At 58.0% G+C, this 16508-nt stretch carries 21 protein-coding genes; 11 read left to right on the forward strand and 10 right to left on the reverse strand.

Features of this window, described 5'->3' with window-relative positions:
• Position 1: 1 nt before the first annotated feature.
• The 7 genes from EOB36_RS23610 to EOB36_RS23640 all read right to left on the reverse strand — a co-directional run bounded on the left by EOB36_RS23610 (position 2) and on the right by EOB36_RS23640 (position 5505).
• Positions 2–541 carry a TadE/TadG family type IV pilus assembly protein gene (locus EOB36_RS23610; protein ID WP_128285834.1) on the reverse strand — a complete coding sequence of 180 codons (540 nt, stop codon included), beginning with the start codon at positions 539–541 and terminating at the stop codon, positions 2–4.
• A complete protein-coding gene (locus EOB36_RS23615) occupies positions 541–2025 on the reverse strand; it encodes a pilus assembly protein TadG-related protein (protein ID WP_128285835.1) in 1485 nt (494 codons plus the stop codon). Before EOB36_RS23615 ends, EOB36_RS23610 begins: the two co-directional genes overlap by 1 nt.
• Before the next feature lie 64 nt (positions 2026–2089).
• On the reverse strand, positions 2090–2371 hold the full coding sequence (locus EOB36_RS23620; protein ID WP_128285836.1) for a hypothetical protein: 282 nt from the start codon (positions 2369–2371) through the stop codon (positions 2090–2092).
• Entirely contained in the window at positions 2358–3803 is a 1446-nt protein-coding gene (locus tag EOB36_RS23625) for a type II and III secretion system protein family protein (protein WP_128285837.1), read from the reverse strand. Before EOB36_RS23625 ends, EOB36_RS23620 begins: the two co-directional genes overlap by 14 nt.
• Positions 3804–3846: 43 nt before the next feature.
• A complete protein-coding gene (gene cpaB, locus EOB36_RS23630; protein WP_128285838.1) occupies positions 3847–4887 on the reverse strand; it encodes a Flp pilus assembly protein CpaB in 1041 nt (346 codons plus the stop codon).
• A gap of 78 nt (positions 4888–4965) precedes the next feature.
• On the reverse strand, positions 4966–5139 hold the full coding sequence (locus EOB36_RS23635; protein WP_128285839.1) for a Flp family type IVb pilin: 174 nt from the start codon (positions 5137–5139) through the stop codon (positions 4966–4968).
• 192 nt (positions 5140–5331) lie between these two features.
• Positions 5332–5505: a Flp family type IVb pilin gene (locus EOB36_RS23640; RefSeq protein ID WP_128244632.1), complete on the reverse strand. Its 174-nt coding sequence runs from the start codon at positions 5503–5505 to the stop codon at positions 5332–5334.
• Between the two features lie 532 nt (positions 5506–6037).
• Between EOB36_RS23640 and EOB36_RS23645 the strand changes: the two genes are divergently transcribed.
• The 8 genes from EOB36_RS23645 (at position 6038) to EOB36_RS35790 (ending at position 12885) form a co-directional block, all read left to right on the forward strand.
• On the forward strand, positions 6038–7426 hold the full coding sequence (locus tag EOB36_RS23645) for a CpaF family protein (protein WP_128285840.1): 1389 nt from the start codon (positions 6038–6040) through the stop codon (positions 7424–7426).
• Positions 7426–8397, forward strand: a complete 972-nt coding sequence (locus EOB36_RS23650) for a type II secretion system F family protein (protein WP_128285841.1) — start codon at positions 7426–7428, stop codon at positions 8395–8397. The genes EOB36_RS23645 and EOB36_RS23650 overlap by 1 nt, the downstream gene beginning before the upstream one ends.
• A gap of 18 nt (positions 8398–8415) precedes the next feature.
• Positions 8416–9366 (forward strand): type II secretion system F family protein, encoded by a 951-nt coding sequence (locus EOB36_RS23655; RefSeq protein WP_128285842.1) that lies wholly within the window; start codon positions 8416–8418, stop codon positions 9364–9366.
• A gap of 67 nt (positions 9367–9433) precedes the next feature.
• Complete coding sequence (locus EOB36_RS23660; protein WP_128285843.1) at positions 9434–9967, forward strand: tetratricopeptide repeat protein; 534 nt, start codon at positions 9434–9436, stop codon at positions 9965–9967.
• A gap of 9 nt (positions 9968–9976) precedes the next feature.
• A complete protein-coding gene (locus tag EOB36_RS23665) occupies positions 9977–10501 on the forward strand; it encodes a prepilin peptidase (protein WP_128285844.1) in 525 nt (174 codons plus the stop codon).
• A 105-nt stretch (positions 10502–10606) separates the two neighbouring features.
• Entirely contained in the window at positions 10607–11404 is a 798-nt protein-coding gene (locus EOB36_RS23670) for a sterol desaturase family protein (RefSeq protein WP_128285845.1), read from the forward strand.
• Positions 11376–12065 carry an isoprenylcysteine carboxylmethyltransferase family protein gene (locus tag EOB36_RS23675; protein ID WP_206637199.1) on the forward strand — a complete coding sequence of 230 codons (690 nt, stop codon included), beginning with the start codon at positions 11376–11378 and terminating at the stop codon, positions 12063–12065. The genes EOB36_RS23670 and EOB36_RS23675 overlap by 29 nt, the downstream gene beginning before the upstream one ends.
• A gap of 307 nt (positions 12066–12372) precedes the next feature.
• Entirely contained in the window at positions 12373–12885 is a 513-nt protein-coding gene (locus EOB36_RS35790; RefSeq protein WP_128285847.1) for a phosphatase PAP2 family protein, read from the forward strand.
• Between the two features lie 523 nt (positions 12886–13408).
• Here EOB36_RS35790 and EOB36_RS23690 read toward each other — a convergent pair.
• Positions 13409–13714: a hypothetical protein gene (locus EOB36_RS23690; RefSeq protein WP_127205107.1), complete on the reverse strand. Its 306-nt coding sequence runs from the start codon at positions 13712–13714 to the stop codon at positions 13409–13411.
• Positions 13715–13840: 126 nt separating this feature from the next.
• Between EOB36_RS23690 and EOB36_RS23695 the strand changes: the two genes are divergently transcribed.
• Both EOB36_RS23695 and EOB36_RS23700 read left to right on the forward strand, forming a co-directional pair.
• A complete protein-coding gene (locus EOB36_RS23695; protein ID WP_164897598.1) occupies positions 13841–14119 on the forward strand; it encodes an HNH endonuclease in 279 nt (92 codons plus the stop codon).
• Complete coding sequence (locus EOB36_RS23700; protein ID WP_128285850.1) at positions 14120–14575, forward strand: hypothetical protein; 456 nt, start codon at positions 14120–14122, stop codon at positions 14573–14575. It begins immediately after the preceding gene.
• Here the strand turns inward: EOB36_RS23700 and EOB36_RS23705 are convergent.
• A complete protein-coding gene (locus EOB36_RS23705) occupies positions 14563–15099 on the reverse strand; it encodes a J domain-containing protein (RefSeq protein WP_128285851.1) in 537 nt (178 codons plus the stop codon). The two genes, EOB36_RS23700 and EOB36_RS23705, sit on opposite strands and share 13 nt — an antisense overlap.
• Positions 15100–15346: 247 nt before the next feature.
• On the reverse strand, positions 15347–15562 hold the full coding sequence (locus EOB36_RS34710) for a hypothetical protein (protein WP_206637200.1): 216 nt from the start codon (positions 15560–15562) through the stop codon (positions 15347–15349).
• A gap of 381 nt (positions 15563–15943) precedes the next feature.
• Here EOB36_RS34710 and EOB36_RS23715 point away from each other — a divergent pair, with 381 nt between their 5' ends.
• Positions 15944–16174: a hypothetical protein gene (locus EOB36_RS23715; protein WP_127205110.1), complete on the forward strand. Its 231-nt coding sequence runs from the start codon at positions 15944–15946 to the stop codon at positions 16172–16174.
• Positions 16175–16508 lie beyond the last annotated feature (334 nt).

Raw genomic sequence — 16508 nt, forward strand, 5'->3', positions numbered from 1 at the left:
ATCAGAATCGGATCAACCGCTCCTCGTGAGAGCCGGTCAGCGTGATCGGACCGATTCCGATGAACGACAGCATGCCGACGCCGGTATATGGATAGTTGCCGGCCGCTCGGACGATGCAGACTTGTGCCGTGGTGGAGCGATATTGGGTGACGCCATTGACGACGGCGGGGCGACAGGAAGCGGGGGCGGCGATGGTCACCGTAACATCCGATGTCTGCCAGCCGCTGACGCGCGGAACGTCTGTCACTGTTACCGCCGCCTTGCCGAACACAGCGATGTTGGTGGCGATATCCGCGCAGTTGATCGCCGCCAGCCCGGCCTGGGTGTACAACTGGCTGTTGCAGCGCGCGGCAAAGCGTGCCGCGTCCGACAGGCCGGCCTCCATCAGCAGCTTGTTATGGATCAGATTGCCGAACTCGAACACGCCCGCCGACAGGATCAGCATCAGCGGCGTGATCAGCGTCATTTCGACGAGCACCGCACCACGGCTGTCGCGTCGAAATCTGTCGAGGTGGCGGCATAGCGTTCGGATCATCGCCATCACCGATAAAGCTGGGCTTCGTCGCGAAGGAAATTGTCGAGGGTGCCCTGGCCGCCGCGACCGGTAATGTCGACAAGTTCAACCATCACCGACGCATCATCCGATGGTGACGCAACCGGTTCAGTGAGGAAGAAGCTGCCGAAGGCTTCGACCGGCAGATTGGTGCTGTGGCCGGACAGGCCGTTGCCCGCAGCTTCGAGTGCAGTGCAGTTCAGGATCGCACCATAAATCAACCGACGATCAACTGAGGTGACGGGCGGTTGGCAAGCTGCCGACGGGGTTCCGATCTCTCCACCTGTCGACGCGGTGCCCACCAACCCGGCCGATATCTCGTAACGGTAGACCTCATAGCGCGTCGGCTTGGTTGTATCCCATGACGATGGATAGGAGGCGGAACCGAAGTTGGTGCTCCAATAGCCGGAAAAATTCCAATCTCCGTCGCCCATCCTGCCGCCCTGATACGGCGTTGTCGCATCGCGCGGAAGGCCCATTGTTCCAGCTTCGGTGAACGAAAGCTGGTTCATGGCAGCGCATTGATTGACGCTACCTGTGGTCTGTATCGCCCCTTTTCGGACATTGGCGGCCGGACCGTATTCAGCACTATCGAAGTGGTTACCGTTGGCTCCAATCCCGAAACGAACATTGAAGGCGTCTTGTACCGGGCCGGCGTTCTGACCTGTCTTCGTGGTAACGTTCGCGGAGTTATAGCAGCCAATCGGCCTTGATGTCGCGATCGTCTGGGCGAGGGCTTGAGCGCCGTTCCCCACATCTGCCGGGGGCTCGAGGAAGCCGAAATTACCTGGACCAGCAGCAGCCCCATTTCCAACTTTCCGCAGTTCGATCAACCGACGATGGACAGCCGGATTGGAAACAGCCTGCTCAAGTGTGTACCCGCCAGCCGCATTGGTCCCGTTCACCATCTCATAGGGGTTGCACATGAAGACCGGCGTAAAATCGCAGACGCCGGAGGTGAAGCCCGCCACGGCGACTGCCCCGACATTGAAACTGTTGCTGGCGCCGGATGACAAGAAGGAAGCCGGAAAGATCGCGGCAAATCCGACCGGGGTTACCGTGACTTCCACAAAGCGGGCAAGTCTGGCGTCGTTCAGTTCGTCGGTGATCACATTGGCCGCCACGATCGGGAGATTGTCGGTGGCCGGCAACGAGCGAAGATAGCGACGCGTTACTCCGCCGGCAGCTAGCGTTTGAGGCGGGCCGGAGGTCGAGAAGGTGTATCGATTGCGTACCAGCGTAGCGATCGCCCTATCAGCACGGGTGATAGCGCCCGACGTCCCATCCAGTTCAGCCGCGCCTGCCAGGGCAAACGCATCAGCCCCCTTCTGAAGATCGTTGTGGAGGTTGTTGACCCGGCTCATATCGATCGCCAGCAGGGAAAAGCCGATGATCGCCGGCAGCATGATGCTGACCAATATCAGCGCTATTCCCCTCTGATCGTGCCAGAACGCGCGAACAATCCGCAGCATGGCCTTACTCTTAGCTCCCCTAACGCCAGTCGCTTTGCCTGACGTTGAACCCGCACCCTTCTGTTTAGTCCGCGGTGTCGCCGACATTGACCGTTATGGCCGGTGGTGGCGGTGGCGGCGGTGGAAATTTGTAACTCTGGGCAACAGCGGCAGCGCGCACACCGTCGCCTTCGATGGCCGTGTTCTTCGACGCCGGATTGAGCGGATCGACCGTCTGCAGCAGCGAGTTGTATTTCTGCGTGTCGCCCGATGCCAGCGTCATCGTATCGTAGCGGTTAAGATAATCGGCGCAGCCAGTCAGCGGGGCGGCACACAGGAGGATGATCAACGCGCTATTTCTTGACATAGATCATCTTGTCCTTGGATTTCAGGTCGAGCATGTGGCCATAGGGGCCGACCACGCCTTGGCCGAGTTCATATTTGCGAACCATGTCCTTGGTCACTTCGAGCTGACCGAGGATGAAGAGCTCCGGGTCGTTGGCTGGCCGCGTCTTGTCGAACGGCGTCGCCAGTTGTTCGCCGGGCTTTACCGGGCGCACGATACGCGGCGTCACGATCACGACCAGTTCGGTCTCTTCCTTCTGGTTGCTCGAATTCCGGAACAGCGCCCCGACGATCGGCACCTGGCCGAGCCAAGGCACCTGCCTCTGGGTCTTGGTGTTCTTGCTGGACAAAAGCCCGCCGACCGCGAAGCTCTGGCCGTCGCGCAATTCGACGACGGTAGACAGCTTGCGGTTGGTGAAGATCGGGTCTCCGGCGACGGTGAAACCGGTGAGGTCGCTGACTTCCGGCGCCAGCCTGATGTTGATCTTGTCGTCGTTGAGAACGATCGGCGTGAACAGCAGATTGACGCCGAACTGCTTGTATTCGATACTGATCTCGCCATCACCGTCGTCGACGCGGATAGGTACTTCGCCGCCGGCATTGAAGCTGGCGACTTCACCGGAAAGAGTGGTGAGGTTGGGTTCGGCAAGGGTGCGCACCACGCCCTTGGCTTCAAGGGCCTCGATGATCACGTCGACCTTGATGTTGCTGTCGATGACGCGGGCGATCAGCGCCCCGAACGGGTTGGTGTTCGACAGGATGCCGCTGACCAGGTCCCCCGGGCCCAGCACCACATTGTCTTCGTCGACGGCGGCTATGCCCGTTCCGGTGCGGGTCGTGCCGCTGCCGTTGGTGCTCCTGATTGAGACGCCAAGATCGCGGCCGGCATTGCGCTTGGCCTCCAGCACCCGCACTTCGAGGTTCACCTGCTGGCTGTCGTCGACCGTCACCGCGTTTATGATCGCGTCGGGGCCATATTGCTGGGCGACCTGCATGATCGCCGCCAGCGTGGCGCCGTCCTTGACATGGCCGCCAAGCCTGATCTTGCCGTTGATCGAGCCGATATCGATGCGCGACCTGGGCGCCACCTGCCGGATCGCCTGCGCCATGTCGCTCACGTCGACGCCGACCTCGATCTGGATCACGCCAAGCGAGCGCTTGTCTTCTGAAAAGAGGTTGACGGTGGTGGTGCCGGCGCTCTTGCCGATGACATAGAGCGTCCGGTCGGTCATTGGCTGGGCGTCGGCGATCTTCTCGTCGCCGACGACGATGTCACCCAGAGTGGCGTTAACCTGGATCGTCACCGACTGCGACATGGGCAGGAAAATACGGTGGACGCTGGGGTTCGATACATCGATCCTGCGGTCGGCTGCATGAGCAGCAAGGTCGATCGGCAATAGCATCACCGAACAGGCCAACGCGGCAGCCGCCAGTGGTCCCCGGAACATACGCATCTAGACTACCCCCCTTGCCGATTCGTTCGGCAATACCCTAGCGTTATTTTTGTCGCGGCACGTCGTAAGATTCAAGCTTCACACCCCTGAAGACGCCGATCGTCGCACGCGCCGGCGGCTCTGGCTGCACATATTTGATCACTTCCTTAACCACTTCTTGCACCTGGGGTGCTGAGGCCACTGCAGGAACAGGTTTTGCGTTGCTCAACAGGTCGAGCCTGCTTCCCACCCGTTCCACGGCCTGGGTCAGCCCATTGATCTTGTCGTCCGCGCGCTTGCGCTCGGCTGCGGCCTCAGCCTCGGCTATTGCCTGCTTGGCGAGTTCGGCCTGCCTGGCGGCGACATCGTCAGGCGTATCACCGGTCAAATCTGAAAGCGTAATGCGTTCGGTCGTCTCGCCCTTGCTGGCGGCAGCCTGGCGAAGGGCTAGGGACAGCTGGCCGGCATCGGCAGCCAAGGTAAGCTTCTGGGCGTCTTTGGTGCTGACCTCGAGCGTTACCGCCTTCACGACCGTCGGGTTCTCGGTGCTTTCATCGGCGACCTGGTCGACGGCGAGCACCTTCATGCTCTGTAGAAGCACGTCGACGAAACTCTGGTCCGTCCCCTGGGTGGTGCGCACCTTGCGCGTCAGCAGCACATCGACCCGGTCGCCGGGGAAAACAAACCCGGCGACGCCAAGCACGTCGTTGACCCTGATAGAAACTGCTTTCATGCCTTCGCCGAGCACCGCCGAAAGTGTGGCGCGTTGGCCCGGGCCAGTGATCTTGGTGGCAAAGACGGGCTCGTTGACGCCGATCGCCTGCAACGCCTGCTTTGTCCCTTCGCCGGCCAGTAGATCTTTTGTCGTCCCGAACGCGCCAGCCGGAACCGCACCTGACGGCCAAGCGATTTCGCGCAGCTTATCGGCGGTTAGCGTGTCGCCGAACTTTAGAGGTACAGCGGCAACCACAACCGTATCGCGCTGGACGTCATCCGTCCGCGCCAACGCACTGCGCTGGCTGGCCAGCCAGATATTGGCGAGCACCACCGCCAGCACTCCGAACACGCCGGCGAGGACAATCATAATAACAGTGTTAGCGCGCACTTCTTCCCCCGCCCGAATGGGTTCATCTTAGTTCATCGACGTCGGAAAAAGTCCGACGTCGATGAGATTACCAAGGTCTCACGGCAACGCCGCCTGCAGCGTCGTCCACTGACCGCTGATCCATGTGCCGACAAGAACGATTGTGGCGATCACGGCTACGGTGATGATGCCGAGCAGGATGGTATATTCGACCATGGCAGCGCCGTGTTCGTCGTCGCGGAACTGCCGGGTCATCGTCATGAGCTTCTTCATGCCAATTTCTCCCTTTGGAGGTTTCGAACCCGACGAGACGAGCTAAGGATGAAATCCATACCCAAGCATCCCGTCCCCTCGTATCGAGCGCCTGGCTGGCGACCGACTAAAATCGTGCCAAGAGGTCGATCGATCTTCTGGTCAGAGGAACTGGCTCAAGCTTTTACGGCCTGGGCCAGCTCCAATTCGAAATCACGGAAGCGCTGCGTTGAGCGCCGTCCACCTGCCGCTGATCCATGTGCCGACTAGAACGATTGTGGCGATCACTGCGACAGTGATGATGCCGAGCAAGATAGTATATTCGACCATGGCAGCGCCGTTTTCGTCGTCGCGGAACTGCCGGGTCATCGTCATGAGCTTCTTCATGCCAATTTCTCCCTTTGGAGGTTTCGAACCCGACGAGACGAGCCAAGGATGAAATCCATACCCAAGCATCCCCCGTCGTCTCGATCTAAGTCCCGACCAAAATCAGAGTCAAACGGGATTAAGGGTTTCTTAACTTTCCTATACATGATCTGGCAAGAATATTGCCGATCTCAGGCGGACCAAAACATTGATTCGGCTCGTTTTTCAACCCATCTTAACCATTCGTTCACAATTTGGCCGTGGGTATGGCAGAAGTAGGGCAGCATTAGCGGCAGCGCATATTCCTTTATATCTAAGGGCTTGCGTGGGTTCCATGGCGCCTTCGTGACAAAAAAGCACTTGGCATTGAAAGGCGAGTGCTCGTGTTCCACTAGGACAGCGCCGCTGACCAAATAAACGTCGCGTTTTCTGATGCTTGATCTTAACTATGTCTGAAGTATTAAATTGCATGGTGCGTGGCTGGCGCTTGTGCCCTGCGTGGTTAACGTTTAGTTTCCGTGGCGACGGATTTTACGGGGGAGTATAACGCGATATGCTGGGGCGGTTCACCAAAGGGCCAAGCGATTTGCGAGTCGAGCCAAAGCTCGAGCCGATGGCGGTTTTGCCCGCCACCCCGACGGTTTCTCCTGTCGTCGACTTGCAACCGCATGGTGACGATTTCCTGTCGCTCAAGGTCGAGCTCCACCGCCACCTCATTGATCGCTTCAACCTGACCGCCCTTGAAAACGCGTCCAAGGATGAAATTCTGAATGAGATCCGGCCGATCGTGCGGGAATTTGTCCGCGCTCGCAACGTGCCGCTGAATGCTCGCGAGCTCGATCAATTGACCAGCGACACCGCCGACGAGATGCTCGGCCTGGGGCCGATCGAGCCGCTGCTGAAGGACGATTCAATTTCCGACATACTGATCAACACGCACAATCGCGTTTTCATCGAGCGGCGCGGCGTGATCGAGGAGACCTCGATCCGTTTCCGCGACGAGGCGCATCTGCTGCGTGTCATCAACAAGATTGTCTCGGCGATCGGCCGCCGCGTCGATGAATCCGCGCCGATGGTAGACGCGCGGCTGGAAGATGGGTCGCGTGTCAACATCGCGGTGCGGCCGATCTCGGTGGATGGCCCGCTGGTGTCTATCCGCAAATTCTCCAAAAACCCCTATTCGCTCGAACGCCTGATGGCGTTCAATTCGATCCGCCAGCCGATGATCGACCTGCTGCGGATCGCGGTGCAGGCACGCAAGTCGATCCTGGTTTCAGGCGGCACCGGCAGTGGCAAGACGACCTTGCTCAACGCGCTGTCAAGCTACATCCCGTCCCGGGAGCGCCTGATCACCATCGAGGACGCGGCGGAACTGCAGTTGCAGCAGCCGCATGTCGGCCGGCTGGAGACGCGTCCGCCCAATGTCGAGGGCAAGGGCGAGGTTCGTCAGCGCGAACTGCTGAAGAATGCGCTTCGCATGCGGCCGGACCGCATCATCGTCGGCGAGGTCCGCGGTGAAGAAGCTTTCGACATGCTGCAGGCGATGAACACCGGCCATGAAGGTTCGATGACCACCATTCATGCCAACACGCCGCGGGACGCGATATCGCGCCTGGAGCAGATGGTCGGCATGGCGGGCATGCCGATGAGCCATGATTCAATCCGGGCGCAAATCGCGTCGGCGATCGACATCATCGTGCAGACGCAGCGTCTTTCGGACGGGGGACGGCGGGTGGTTTCCATCTCGGAACTGACCGGTATGGAAGGCAATGTCATCCAACTCCAGGAAATCTACCATTTCGTTCGCCGCGATGTGACCGCGGAAGGCCAGATCGTCGGTGAATTTCGCGCCACCGGCATCCGTCCGCGCTTTGCCCAGGAAGCGGCGACACTCGGCCACCAATTCGCCAAGGATGCATTCAACCCGCAGGTTCCGCTCTGATGCCGACGGGCCAGACATTGCTTTACTTCATTTATGTGCTGGCGGCAGCCTCGGTTATTCTCGCAGCCGAGACCATGTACGTAACCTATTCCAAACGCCGCTCGCGGGTCAGCACGATCAATCGTCGGCTGAAGCGGCTCGCTGACGAGGTTCCGGCTGAGCAGACATTGCAAGGATTGTTGCGAGAACGTGGGTTAACCAGCTCGGGCGATTTTCTGTTTAATACCGTCGGGCTGAACAGACTATACACTCAATCCGGTATTACCGGAAACCCGTTGTCGTTTGTCACAATATTTATGCTCGCCGGAATGGTGTTAGCGCTGATTTTTGCGTTCCTGCTGAACTTCTCTACTATGGTTTCGGTTGCTATTTTTCTGCTGGTCGGCTTCTTACTGCCATTTCTGGTACTCCGCCGCGCGCGCGGCAAACGAATCCAGAAATTCGCCGCCCAGCTTCCTAACGCGCTCGACATGATTGTGCGCTCGTTACGTGCCGGTCATCCGACTTCCGTGGCGATAGGCCTTGTCGCCCGAGAAATGCCTGATCCGCTTGGCACCGAATTCGGCATTGTTTCCGACGAGATCACCTTTGGCCTAAGCCTTGAAAACGCGGTGCGGAAACTCTCGCAACGCGTCGGTTTCGAGGGTCTTCACCTATTGTCGGTGTCGCTGTCAATTCAGGCCAAGACAGGCGGCAATTTGACCGAGATCCTGTCGAACCTCTCATCGGTGCTGCGCGAAAGGCAGAAACTCAGGTTGAAAATTAGGGCGCTTTCTGCCGAGGGCCGAATGTCCGCATGGATCATTTCCCTGTTTCCGCTGTTGATGCTCGCCATCCTCACTGGCCTCGCCCCGAGCTACTACGGCGAGGTATTGGACAACCCGCTGCTCTTCCCTGTGTTCCTGATTTTCGGGCTGTGGGCGCTGCTGGGTGACTTCATCATGTATCGCATGGTCAATTTCGATTTCTGACGGAGGCGCGCCATAAACCTGCTTTCGAATACCCAGGATCTTAGCCTTCTGGTCTCCATTGCCGTTTTCCTGGCGGCGGCGGCGCTATTCCTGTTAGGCGCGCTTGTCCTCAGGCCTGCCCTTCAGACGCGGAAACTGGTTGCGCAGAGCCTGATGGCAAAGGGCCTTCCCAACCGCCGCTCGCTTTTGGGCCAGGAAGAACTGGCCAGGATTTCAGCACAGCGGCCAGTTGAGGCGTATTTTCGATCGATCGAAAAGGAGCGGGACGAGCCCAGCGCCCTGGACGCGAAGCTCTTCCGCGCCGGCTTCTATCAGTCAAGCGCGCCACTGATTTACACTCTGTCCCGCCTCGGCGCGGTCTGCGTCGGCTTTGCGGTGACCTATGCGCTACTGTCCCAGATTTTGCCGCCCCATTTGCCCAGTCTTGTTGCCTTTGGTGGTTCAGCCTTGCTTGGGCTGGCATGCATTGTCATTCCAAGTATCGCGCTCGATCGGTTCGAGAATGGGCAAAAACAGGTCTATCGTCGCGGCTTTCCGGATTTCATGGATATGATGATCACCTGCGCCGATGCGGGCATGAGCCTCGAGGCATCGGTCGAGCGCGTCAGCAACGAACTGGCGGGCACCCATAAATGGCTCGGTATACAACTCGCGATCATGACTCTGCAGCTGCGCGCCGGCAAGCCGCTGCGCGACGCGCTGCGCGAACTGTCTGACCGCATCGGGCTTGAAGAGGCACGGGCGCTGGCGGTTCTGTTCCGGCAATCAGAGGAGCTCGGTACAAGTTTGACAGAGGCCTTGCGTGTCTATAGCGACGAAATGCGGGGACAGAGAATCCTTCGCGCCGAGGAGCGCGCCAACGCGTTGCCGGTCAAAATGATGATTCCGTTGGGGATTTGCATTTTCCCGGTGGTGATGATGGTCGTCATGCTGCCAGTGATCCTCCGAATGAGGGGCATTTTCTTCTAGGCAGGTATATGCTTTGGTCGAAATACAGAGTCGGAGAACTCTTTTGGGGGACGAAATGACAGGGCCAATGCGCCTCGCAGCCGTAGCCGGTTTGCTGCTTATCGTGCTTTCCGGCTGTCAGACGGCTGATACCAGCGGCGTCGTCCGTACCAACGAGCCCTCGAAAGGTGATGTGACAGCCTTTGGCGATGCCTTCGACGGGCTGAAGACGGTTAGCGACGTCGAGTACTATGCCTCGGACCAGGCCGTCGCCGAAGCCAAGAACCAGTTCCGCGCGGAAAACTACGGCAATGCCGGCGCCCTGTTCTACAAGGCGACGCAACTGGCGCCCAATGATGGTGGTGCCTGGATGGGTCTGGCCGCCAGCAGCGATCGCATCCGCCGCTTCGACCTCTCCGACCACGCCTATCGCCAAGCCTTCCGGCTGGTCGGCGGGACGCCCGAATATTACAACAATGTCGGCTATTCCTACCTGCTGCGCGGCAAGCTGCAGGACGCGCGCAGCAATTTCCTCAAGGCTTATGAACTGGCGCCCAACGATCCGACCGTGGCCAACAATCTGCAGCTCCTGTCGTCCAGCGTGAAGAATCTCGAGCGGTAAGGCTATAGGATGTTGCTCGTCGCATCGCTGCTGCTGAAGGGACTAGCCATCCCTTTGCTGGCAAGAATCGCCTGGCTCGACTTCACCACCCAGAAGATATCCAACCAGAATGTGCTGCTGCTGCTTTGCCTGGGTCTGGGCTCGCTGCAACTCCTGTCGGTGCAATCCGGTTCGTGGTGGGACATGGGCCTGAGCGCAGTTGCGAGTCTTCTGCTGTTTGTTGCGCTCTTTCCGTTCTGGGCCTTGCGCAAGGTCGGGGGCGGCGATGTCAAGCTGATGGCGGTGGTGCCGTTGCTGATCGGCGGCAGCGGCCTTCTAGTGTTCTCCGTACTGCTGCTGGTTTTCGCCCTCGCCACGGCGTTGATCGTGAAAAACCCGTTCATGCTGCCCGCGGGCGCTTTCCGCCTCTACGTTCAGCATTTGGACCGCAAAGGCGTTGTGCCGTTTGGGGTGCCGATCTCGCTCGCAGCGATCTGCACGATAGTGTTTCAGGTCTATAGCAATTTGACGGTTCTAAGTGGCTTCTCAGCCTGACACTCGTGGTGCGCAAATCACCTTCTCAGTTAACCTTTTGGAAACCATTGACTTGCGCCCAAATCGGCGAAGTGCTTGGATTGGGTCTTTCCGGCGGGGCGCCGTATGGACATTCTCAATCTCAAAGCGCTTTTGATTGCGGTTCTGATCTTCGTACCGATCGAGCGCCTGTTCGCTCTAAGGCCAGGTCAAAAGATCCTCAGGAAAGCCTTCTTCAACGATCTCATCTACGCTCTGTTCAATGGCGTTCCTATAAGCCTTGGCCTGATCGTGGCTGTTACACTCGCAACAGGCACGGTTGGGCAGTTGATACCAGTCTATATCAGTAGCTCAGTTTCATCACAGCCATTTTGGCTCCAGGTTATTGAAATCATAGTCATCGCGGATATTGGCTTTTACTTGGCGCATCGTATGTTCCACGCCGTCCCGTTTTTATGGCGCTTCCATGCGATTCATCACAGTATTGAAGAACTTGACTGGCTGGCGGCGCACAGGGTTCATCCTGTTGATCAGGTTCTGACGAAGAGCGCGTCACTCGTGCCAGTTTACCTGCTGGGTTTCAGCAGCCCGGCGATCGCCCTGTTCGCGTTGATGTATCACGCCCACGGATTGCTGCTGCACGCCAACGTGAAGCTAAACATCGGACCGCTTCGATGGCTGATCGCCTCACCTCAGTTCCATCATTGGCATCACGCTCATGAGCGCGCTGCGTACGACAAGAATTTCGCTGGCCAACTTTCATTCATCGACGCGCTCTTTGGAACGATGTACCTGCCCGGTAAGGCTGTGCCGGAGCGCTATGGCGTCGATGATCCCATTCCACCAACTTACGTCGAGCAACTCGCCTATCCATTTATTCCGAAGGGCAAAATCGATGAAGCTCCCAACAGCAGCGACGCGTGATTTCATCGCGCGCGCAACGATGACACTTTACTTCACGTTCTGCGCGACTTTGAAGGCCGCAAGCCTGGCCAAAGCACTTCGCGACGCAGAAGGAACAGTGGCGCTGATTATTGGCGTCGTAGCAGACGTTGCCGCTCTCGGCTTCCTTGTTCTCGTTGTTGCAACGACAGTGGCGCGTCTTCCGCCACTGAAGACAGCGCAGGGACTGGAACCCCGAATCTCGGCGCTGATTGGATGCTTTGCGACCGTAACATTGATCGCTGTCCCTCGAGTCGAGATACTTCCGCAGATTGAGTTCACTGCAAACCTGATTACCATCATCGGCTTTGCGCTTTGCGTTTGGTGCTTATGGTGGCTCGGCAGGTCGTTCAGCATCGCTGCCCAGGCCAGACGGCTCGTCACCGCAGGCCCCTATCAAATCGTGCGGCACCCGCTTTATGTCTGCGAGGCGATCGTCCTGCTCGGCATCCTTCTCGGTAATCCGACATGGGCAACGGTCGCAATCTGCGCGATCGCCGTTGCTTTCCAATACCGGCGGATAGTTAACGAGGAGAGGGTCTTGCGAGCGACGTTTCCCGAATATCATGAATACGCCCAGCGCGTTCCGATGCTCTTGCCGCGTTTCTCTGGCGCATCTTTGCCGGCGGCTGACCCGCGATAACCTATGTCGCATCTCAAAACACGCTCAAGGCGGGTAAATTCATCCAGTGCTGCGGTGAGGGTTATGGCGCAAGCAACTACCTTTAGGCGACGTTGATCACTTCAGGCCCGCTTGGGGCTGTTGACCTGCTGTGGCTGCCCTATTCGAGTGTCCGCTTTTCGCCCTTAACTGGCATGACATTAGAGCAGTGGCATTATGCATCTGCTTGGCTGGTTTGGTTTCATGGCTTGTCTCGCGGCGCCCACGGGACGATTGCTCGCGGGCAGGCCAATTTGTTCGCCGGGCATCCGATTTCCTTGGAAGCCTGGTGCTTGCCGCGGCAGCCTTTGTCCCACTGCTGATCTGCACGACTATTCTAATGCATGTGGCCAGCGCCACTGGGCGCCCGCTTGCCGACCCGGTGCTCGCCGCTATCGATGCGCGAATGGGCTTCGATTGGCTTTGGTTCCTCTCCGTCACAAATAATCAGCTGGTAGCTCCTGTGCTGATCTTTGCCTACCATGCGCTCGGACCACAGGTGCCGTTTGTCCTATTGTTGAATATAGCCACAAACAGAAATGACAGGAGCCTGCAGTTCATCGCGATGCTAGCCGTCTCATCGGTGCTCGCTGGAGCGATAATGACGCTCGTACCGGCCGAAGGCGCCTATGCGTACTTCAAGCCAACTGCAGAACAGTTCAACCATTTCACAGCCCGGGCAGGCATGTGGCATCACGAGACTTTGATGGCACTGCGATCCGGAGAACCGTTCGATCTGATCATGACCAGAAGCAATGGACTGGTTACCTTCCCGTCTTACCATACAACTCTCGGTATATAGTCGTCTATGCGCTTCGCGACTATCGCTGGCTGATGTGGCCGATAGCTGTTTTGAATGCTCTGATGATCATCGCCACCCTTCCCGAGGGTGGGCATCACCTGATTGATGTGCTTGCTGGCGCAATGGTTGGCGTGGCTTCGATTTTTGCCGTGAGAATGATTGGCGCTTATGAGCGCGGAAGGGCGACAGCGTCGCGAGATCAGCGGTGGGATCGGAAGCGGGCCGCTGAGTCGGAAAGTTCGCCGTACTTAATCACAGAAAAAGTACGCGGGACTCCTCTAAGTGCCTGAAACTATGGCGATCCCGACAGGGCGGGACGAAGACGCTACCGGGTGGGGGATTTGTGTGACGTGCCCGATCGTGATGGCGGAGTCGACAGGGCGCGTCCGCTCATGTTTTGGCGCTACTTTATTGAAACCATGGTGATCCCGACAGGAATCGATCCTGTGACCTACAGTTAGGAAACTTCCTGCAAGCCTTGTGGAGCAAGGCCTTGCTTGGCCATGTCGCGTCCATGTCGCAGTCACTGCAGAAGAGCCGCCTCGGCATTGGCCAGTTCGGTGGCATCGTCGGCCCGAGGAAACAGGTGGCCGTAGGCGTCCGTCGTCAGGCCGGGGACATGATAGATGCGCTCACCGGTGTCGATTGAAATATTGCCCTTGATGTCACAGCCAGCAGACGAGACGAATGCACTTACCGCATTCGCCAGATTGGATGAGTTCGACCACAGGTAATTGCCCGCTGCAGCGCCGCCCATGGCAGCGACAAGTATCCAGCCATATGGAATGCTGTTGCGGGGCTTTGCTTTGCCCCATGGAAGATCGGCCATTGCCATCTCTCCCCCAAGGGGAGAATGCGTTGGGGCCGGCGGCTTCGTCAAGCGGCTGCCAATGCAAGGCTTGACCTTGGATCGAGGTCGTGGTCCCTTTACCAAAAAGGGAGGGAACCAACCCCCATGAAGAAGAAGCTGAAATTCAATTCAGCCAAAGTCCGAAGCGAACTGGTCGAGATCCAAGGCGGGAAATGCTACTATTGCAGGGAACCGTTCACCGAGACCGGACCGAAGCAAGCCACCCTAGAGCACAAGAAGCCCAAAATGCTTGGCGGCACGAACGAGCGGTCCAATCTGGCCGCCGCTTGCCGTAAGTGCAATCAGAGTGCCGGCCGGCGAATGAACGCTGCCAAGCAACGAAAAGCTTTGGGCGCCGAGCGCTCGAATGCGCCCGGAGTCTGAATGCGCGACAGCGAACTGACAGATCGTCCAGGCCGCGGCTGGACGCCCTGGGCGGAAGGCACCGGTGAGAGCGCCATCGATAAGATGTGGTGGGCGGCAAGGGTCTTGCACTTTCCCAAGCTGAACGTTTCATGCTGGTTCGACGGTTCCGATCTCGTCGGTATCGAGTACTGGGGATATCGCCAGCCTCAATGGTGTATGCGGAAGAAGCCGGCCGACTGGCAGCCTTTGCTCGACGTCTACCGATTGGCGCGCGAGGAGGAAAAGCTGGCGGCGATAGAGCGATTCCAGGCCGGAGCTCAGGCTAGGGCTTTGCAGCGCCTCATTCAGGCCAGCGAGAAGCGCCGGCGTGCGCGAGGCGCTGAGAGCGGCCAGCCGGAACGCGCGCTGGTGGGGCTCCTAAGGGCTAATCCAAGGGGCACTGGCACGCGAGCTTCCACTCTTCAGCCTGTATGATTCAGTAGTCTGGTGGTGGTGTCACGACGATGTTCGGTATTGGCGCGATCGATGCCTTCTACGGTAATCGCGAACATCCCGTTTTCGACCCTTCCTATCCAGCCTTTTGCTTTTAGATACCAGAGATGAAACTCCAGATGTTCACGCGGACAGCCCGACATGCGTTCGAGTTCTTCATCGCCAATGCCAGGATTGTTGACGTCTTGTCGGCGTTTGACATAAAGTAGCGAGAGCAGTTTGGCTTGAATGACGCCGTCCCGTTCGATTCCTTTAGTGTTGCTGACTTTCTCAATCAACTCGCGGCGAAGTTTCAAATTGTCTTTATACTGAATGTCGTACTGCACGCGCTTGAGAGGATCTTTGAGAGTATTATGGGCCTCCGCGATTTCACTGAAGCGTGATGCATCGCCGGTATCCTGATTGTCGGGATGGTAGCGCATAGCAAAATAACGAAATACCCGTTCTATCGTTTCCGAGTTGGCGTTCGGGCTGATTTCTAGGAGTTCGTAGTAGTCAATGAACAAAGTGGTGCTCCCACAACATCGCTATTGCGCACACAGTCGAGAGACCGTCGCCGGAGTGTCTTGCGGTATAGCTAGTCGATGATGCCCATCAACACGTTGAAGGCCAGAAATCCGCGCTTGCGGGTCTCTACTCGCTCAATTCGTGGCATTAGTCCCCCCTCCCGTTTTGCAGATACTAGCGCGCAAGCTTCGCCCCTGCAAAGGGTTGCCCTCATTCCGGTCATCCGCCGATATACGTCGGCTCGCGTCAGACGCCAGTGTTGAGGTCGATGGACCGTGGGTTCAGTTCAATGACGCCCAAGACCGTTTTCGGGTGCTGGGATTTATCATCATTGGTGGAATTCTGGGGATTCTCGGTTTCTGGCTGGTCCCGATCGCGTTGTCCGTTTTGGTTCCTTACAACAAAGAGGTGTTCGGCTCGTCGCTGTTCCTCTTCATAGCGTGGATATTCGTCAACGTGCATTACTACTTTCCGGATAACTTTATGTGGAGACGAGGCAATCCAGAGGTATCAAAATATCTGTTCCGCTAGTCATTTGCCGCGGTGATCTTGGTGATGGCCCAGATAGGCGCCGGCCGAGCGCAGCCACATCGAGCGTAAGCAGTATGATTTGCACGGCTCGGGCTACTCGCGCGTTGGCCGCGCGCGCCCACGGCTATTGCCAAGGCGATCGTCCCGCGCCTGGCGGCAACGCGGATCTTAACCTCACCGATCGAACCGGCTTCATCACAATGAACGGCGACAATCTCAATGAGTCAGGGCATGACCGGGGCATCGGAATTCTACTGGATCGAATAGATGTGTTGGCTGGGAAATAGCACAGTTAGGCGCTCCGCGAAGGTGATGGCTGAGGCTGAGCGCGCCGAACGCGCCGCGAAGACAGCAAGATTGAGGTCGCTTCGTATGGCGACTCAGAGTGACTTAAATGTTTCGTTTCCGGAGGAGCTCGATTGCTCGCTCCTCATCGCGGCACTGATTCAAGGCGAATCATCGGGCCAGCCTTTCAACCGTCTCAATGATGGCTTTGGCAAGGGCTTCGCCTTCATGGACAGACTCGCGGCCGTAGGGCAGTAGCACGGCTTCCGCGCTCGGCAGCACGCCGGCCGGCAGGTCTTTGGAAAGCGACGGTCAACTCGTCAGGTCTAACGACTCTCGTCACCGAACACGCGACGTTCGTTGACTCTCCTGTCTATGCAGTTTGGCCTGACGGCGACGTTATTGTCTGGGCCGATAACGCGGAGGCAATCCGCATCGATGGCGTGACGGGCGCAGTTGTCTGGACCGTAGCCGTTCCGTATCAGATTCCAGCGGCATCGCTGCGCAGCCTGTCGCCACCAGATTCGAACCGTCTTGACGATGAGTTCTTTATCCAAGGCACGTTGCTTTACTACTACACCAATCTCGACAC

The sequence above is a fragment of the Mesorhizobium sp. M6A.T.Cr.TU.017.01.1.1 genome (genome assembly GCF_004023115.1).
Lineage (GTDB): Bacteria > Pseudomonadota > Alphaproteobacteria > Rhizobiales > Rhizobiaceae > Mesorhizobium > Mesorhizobium mediterraneum.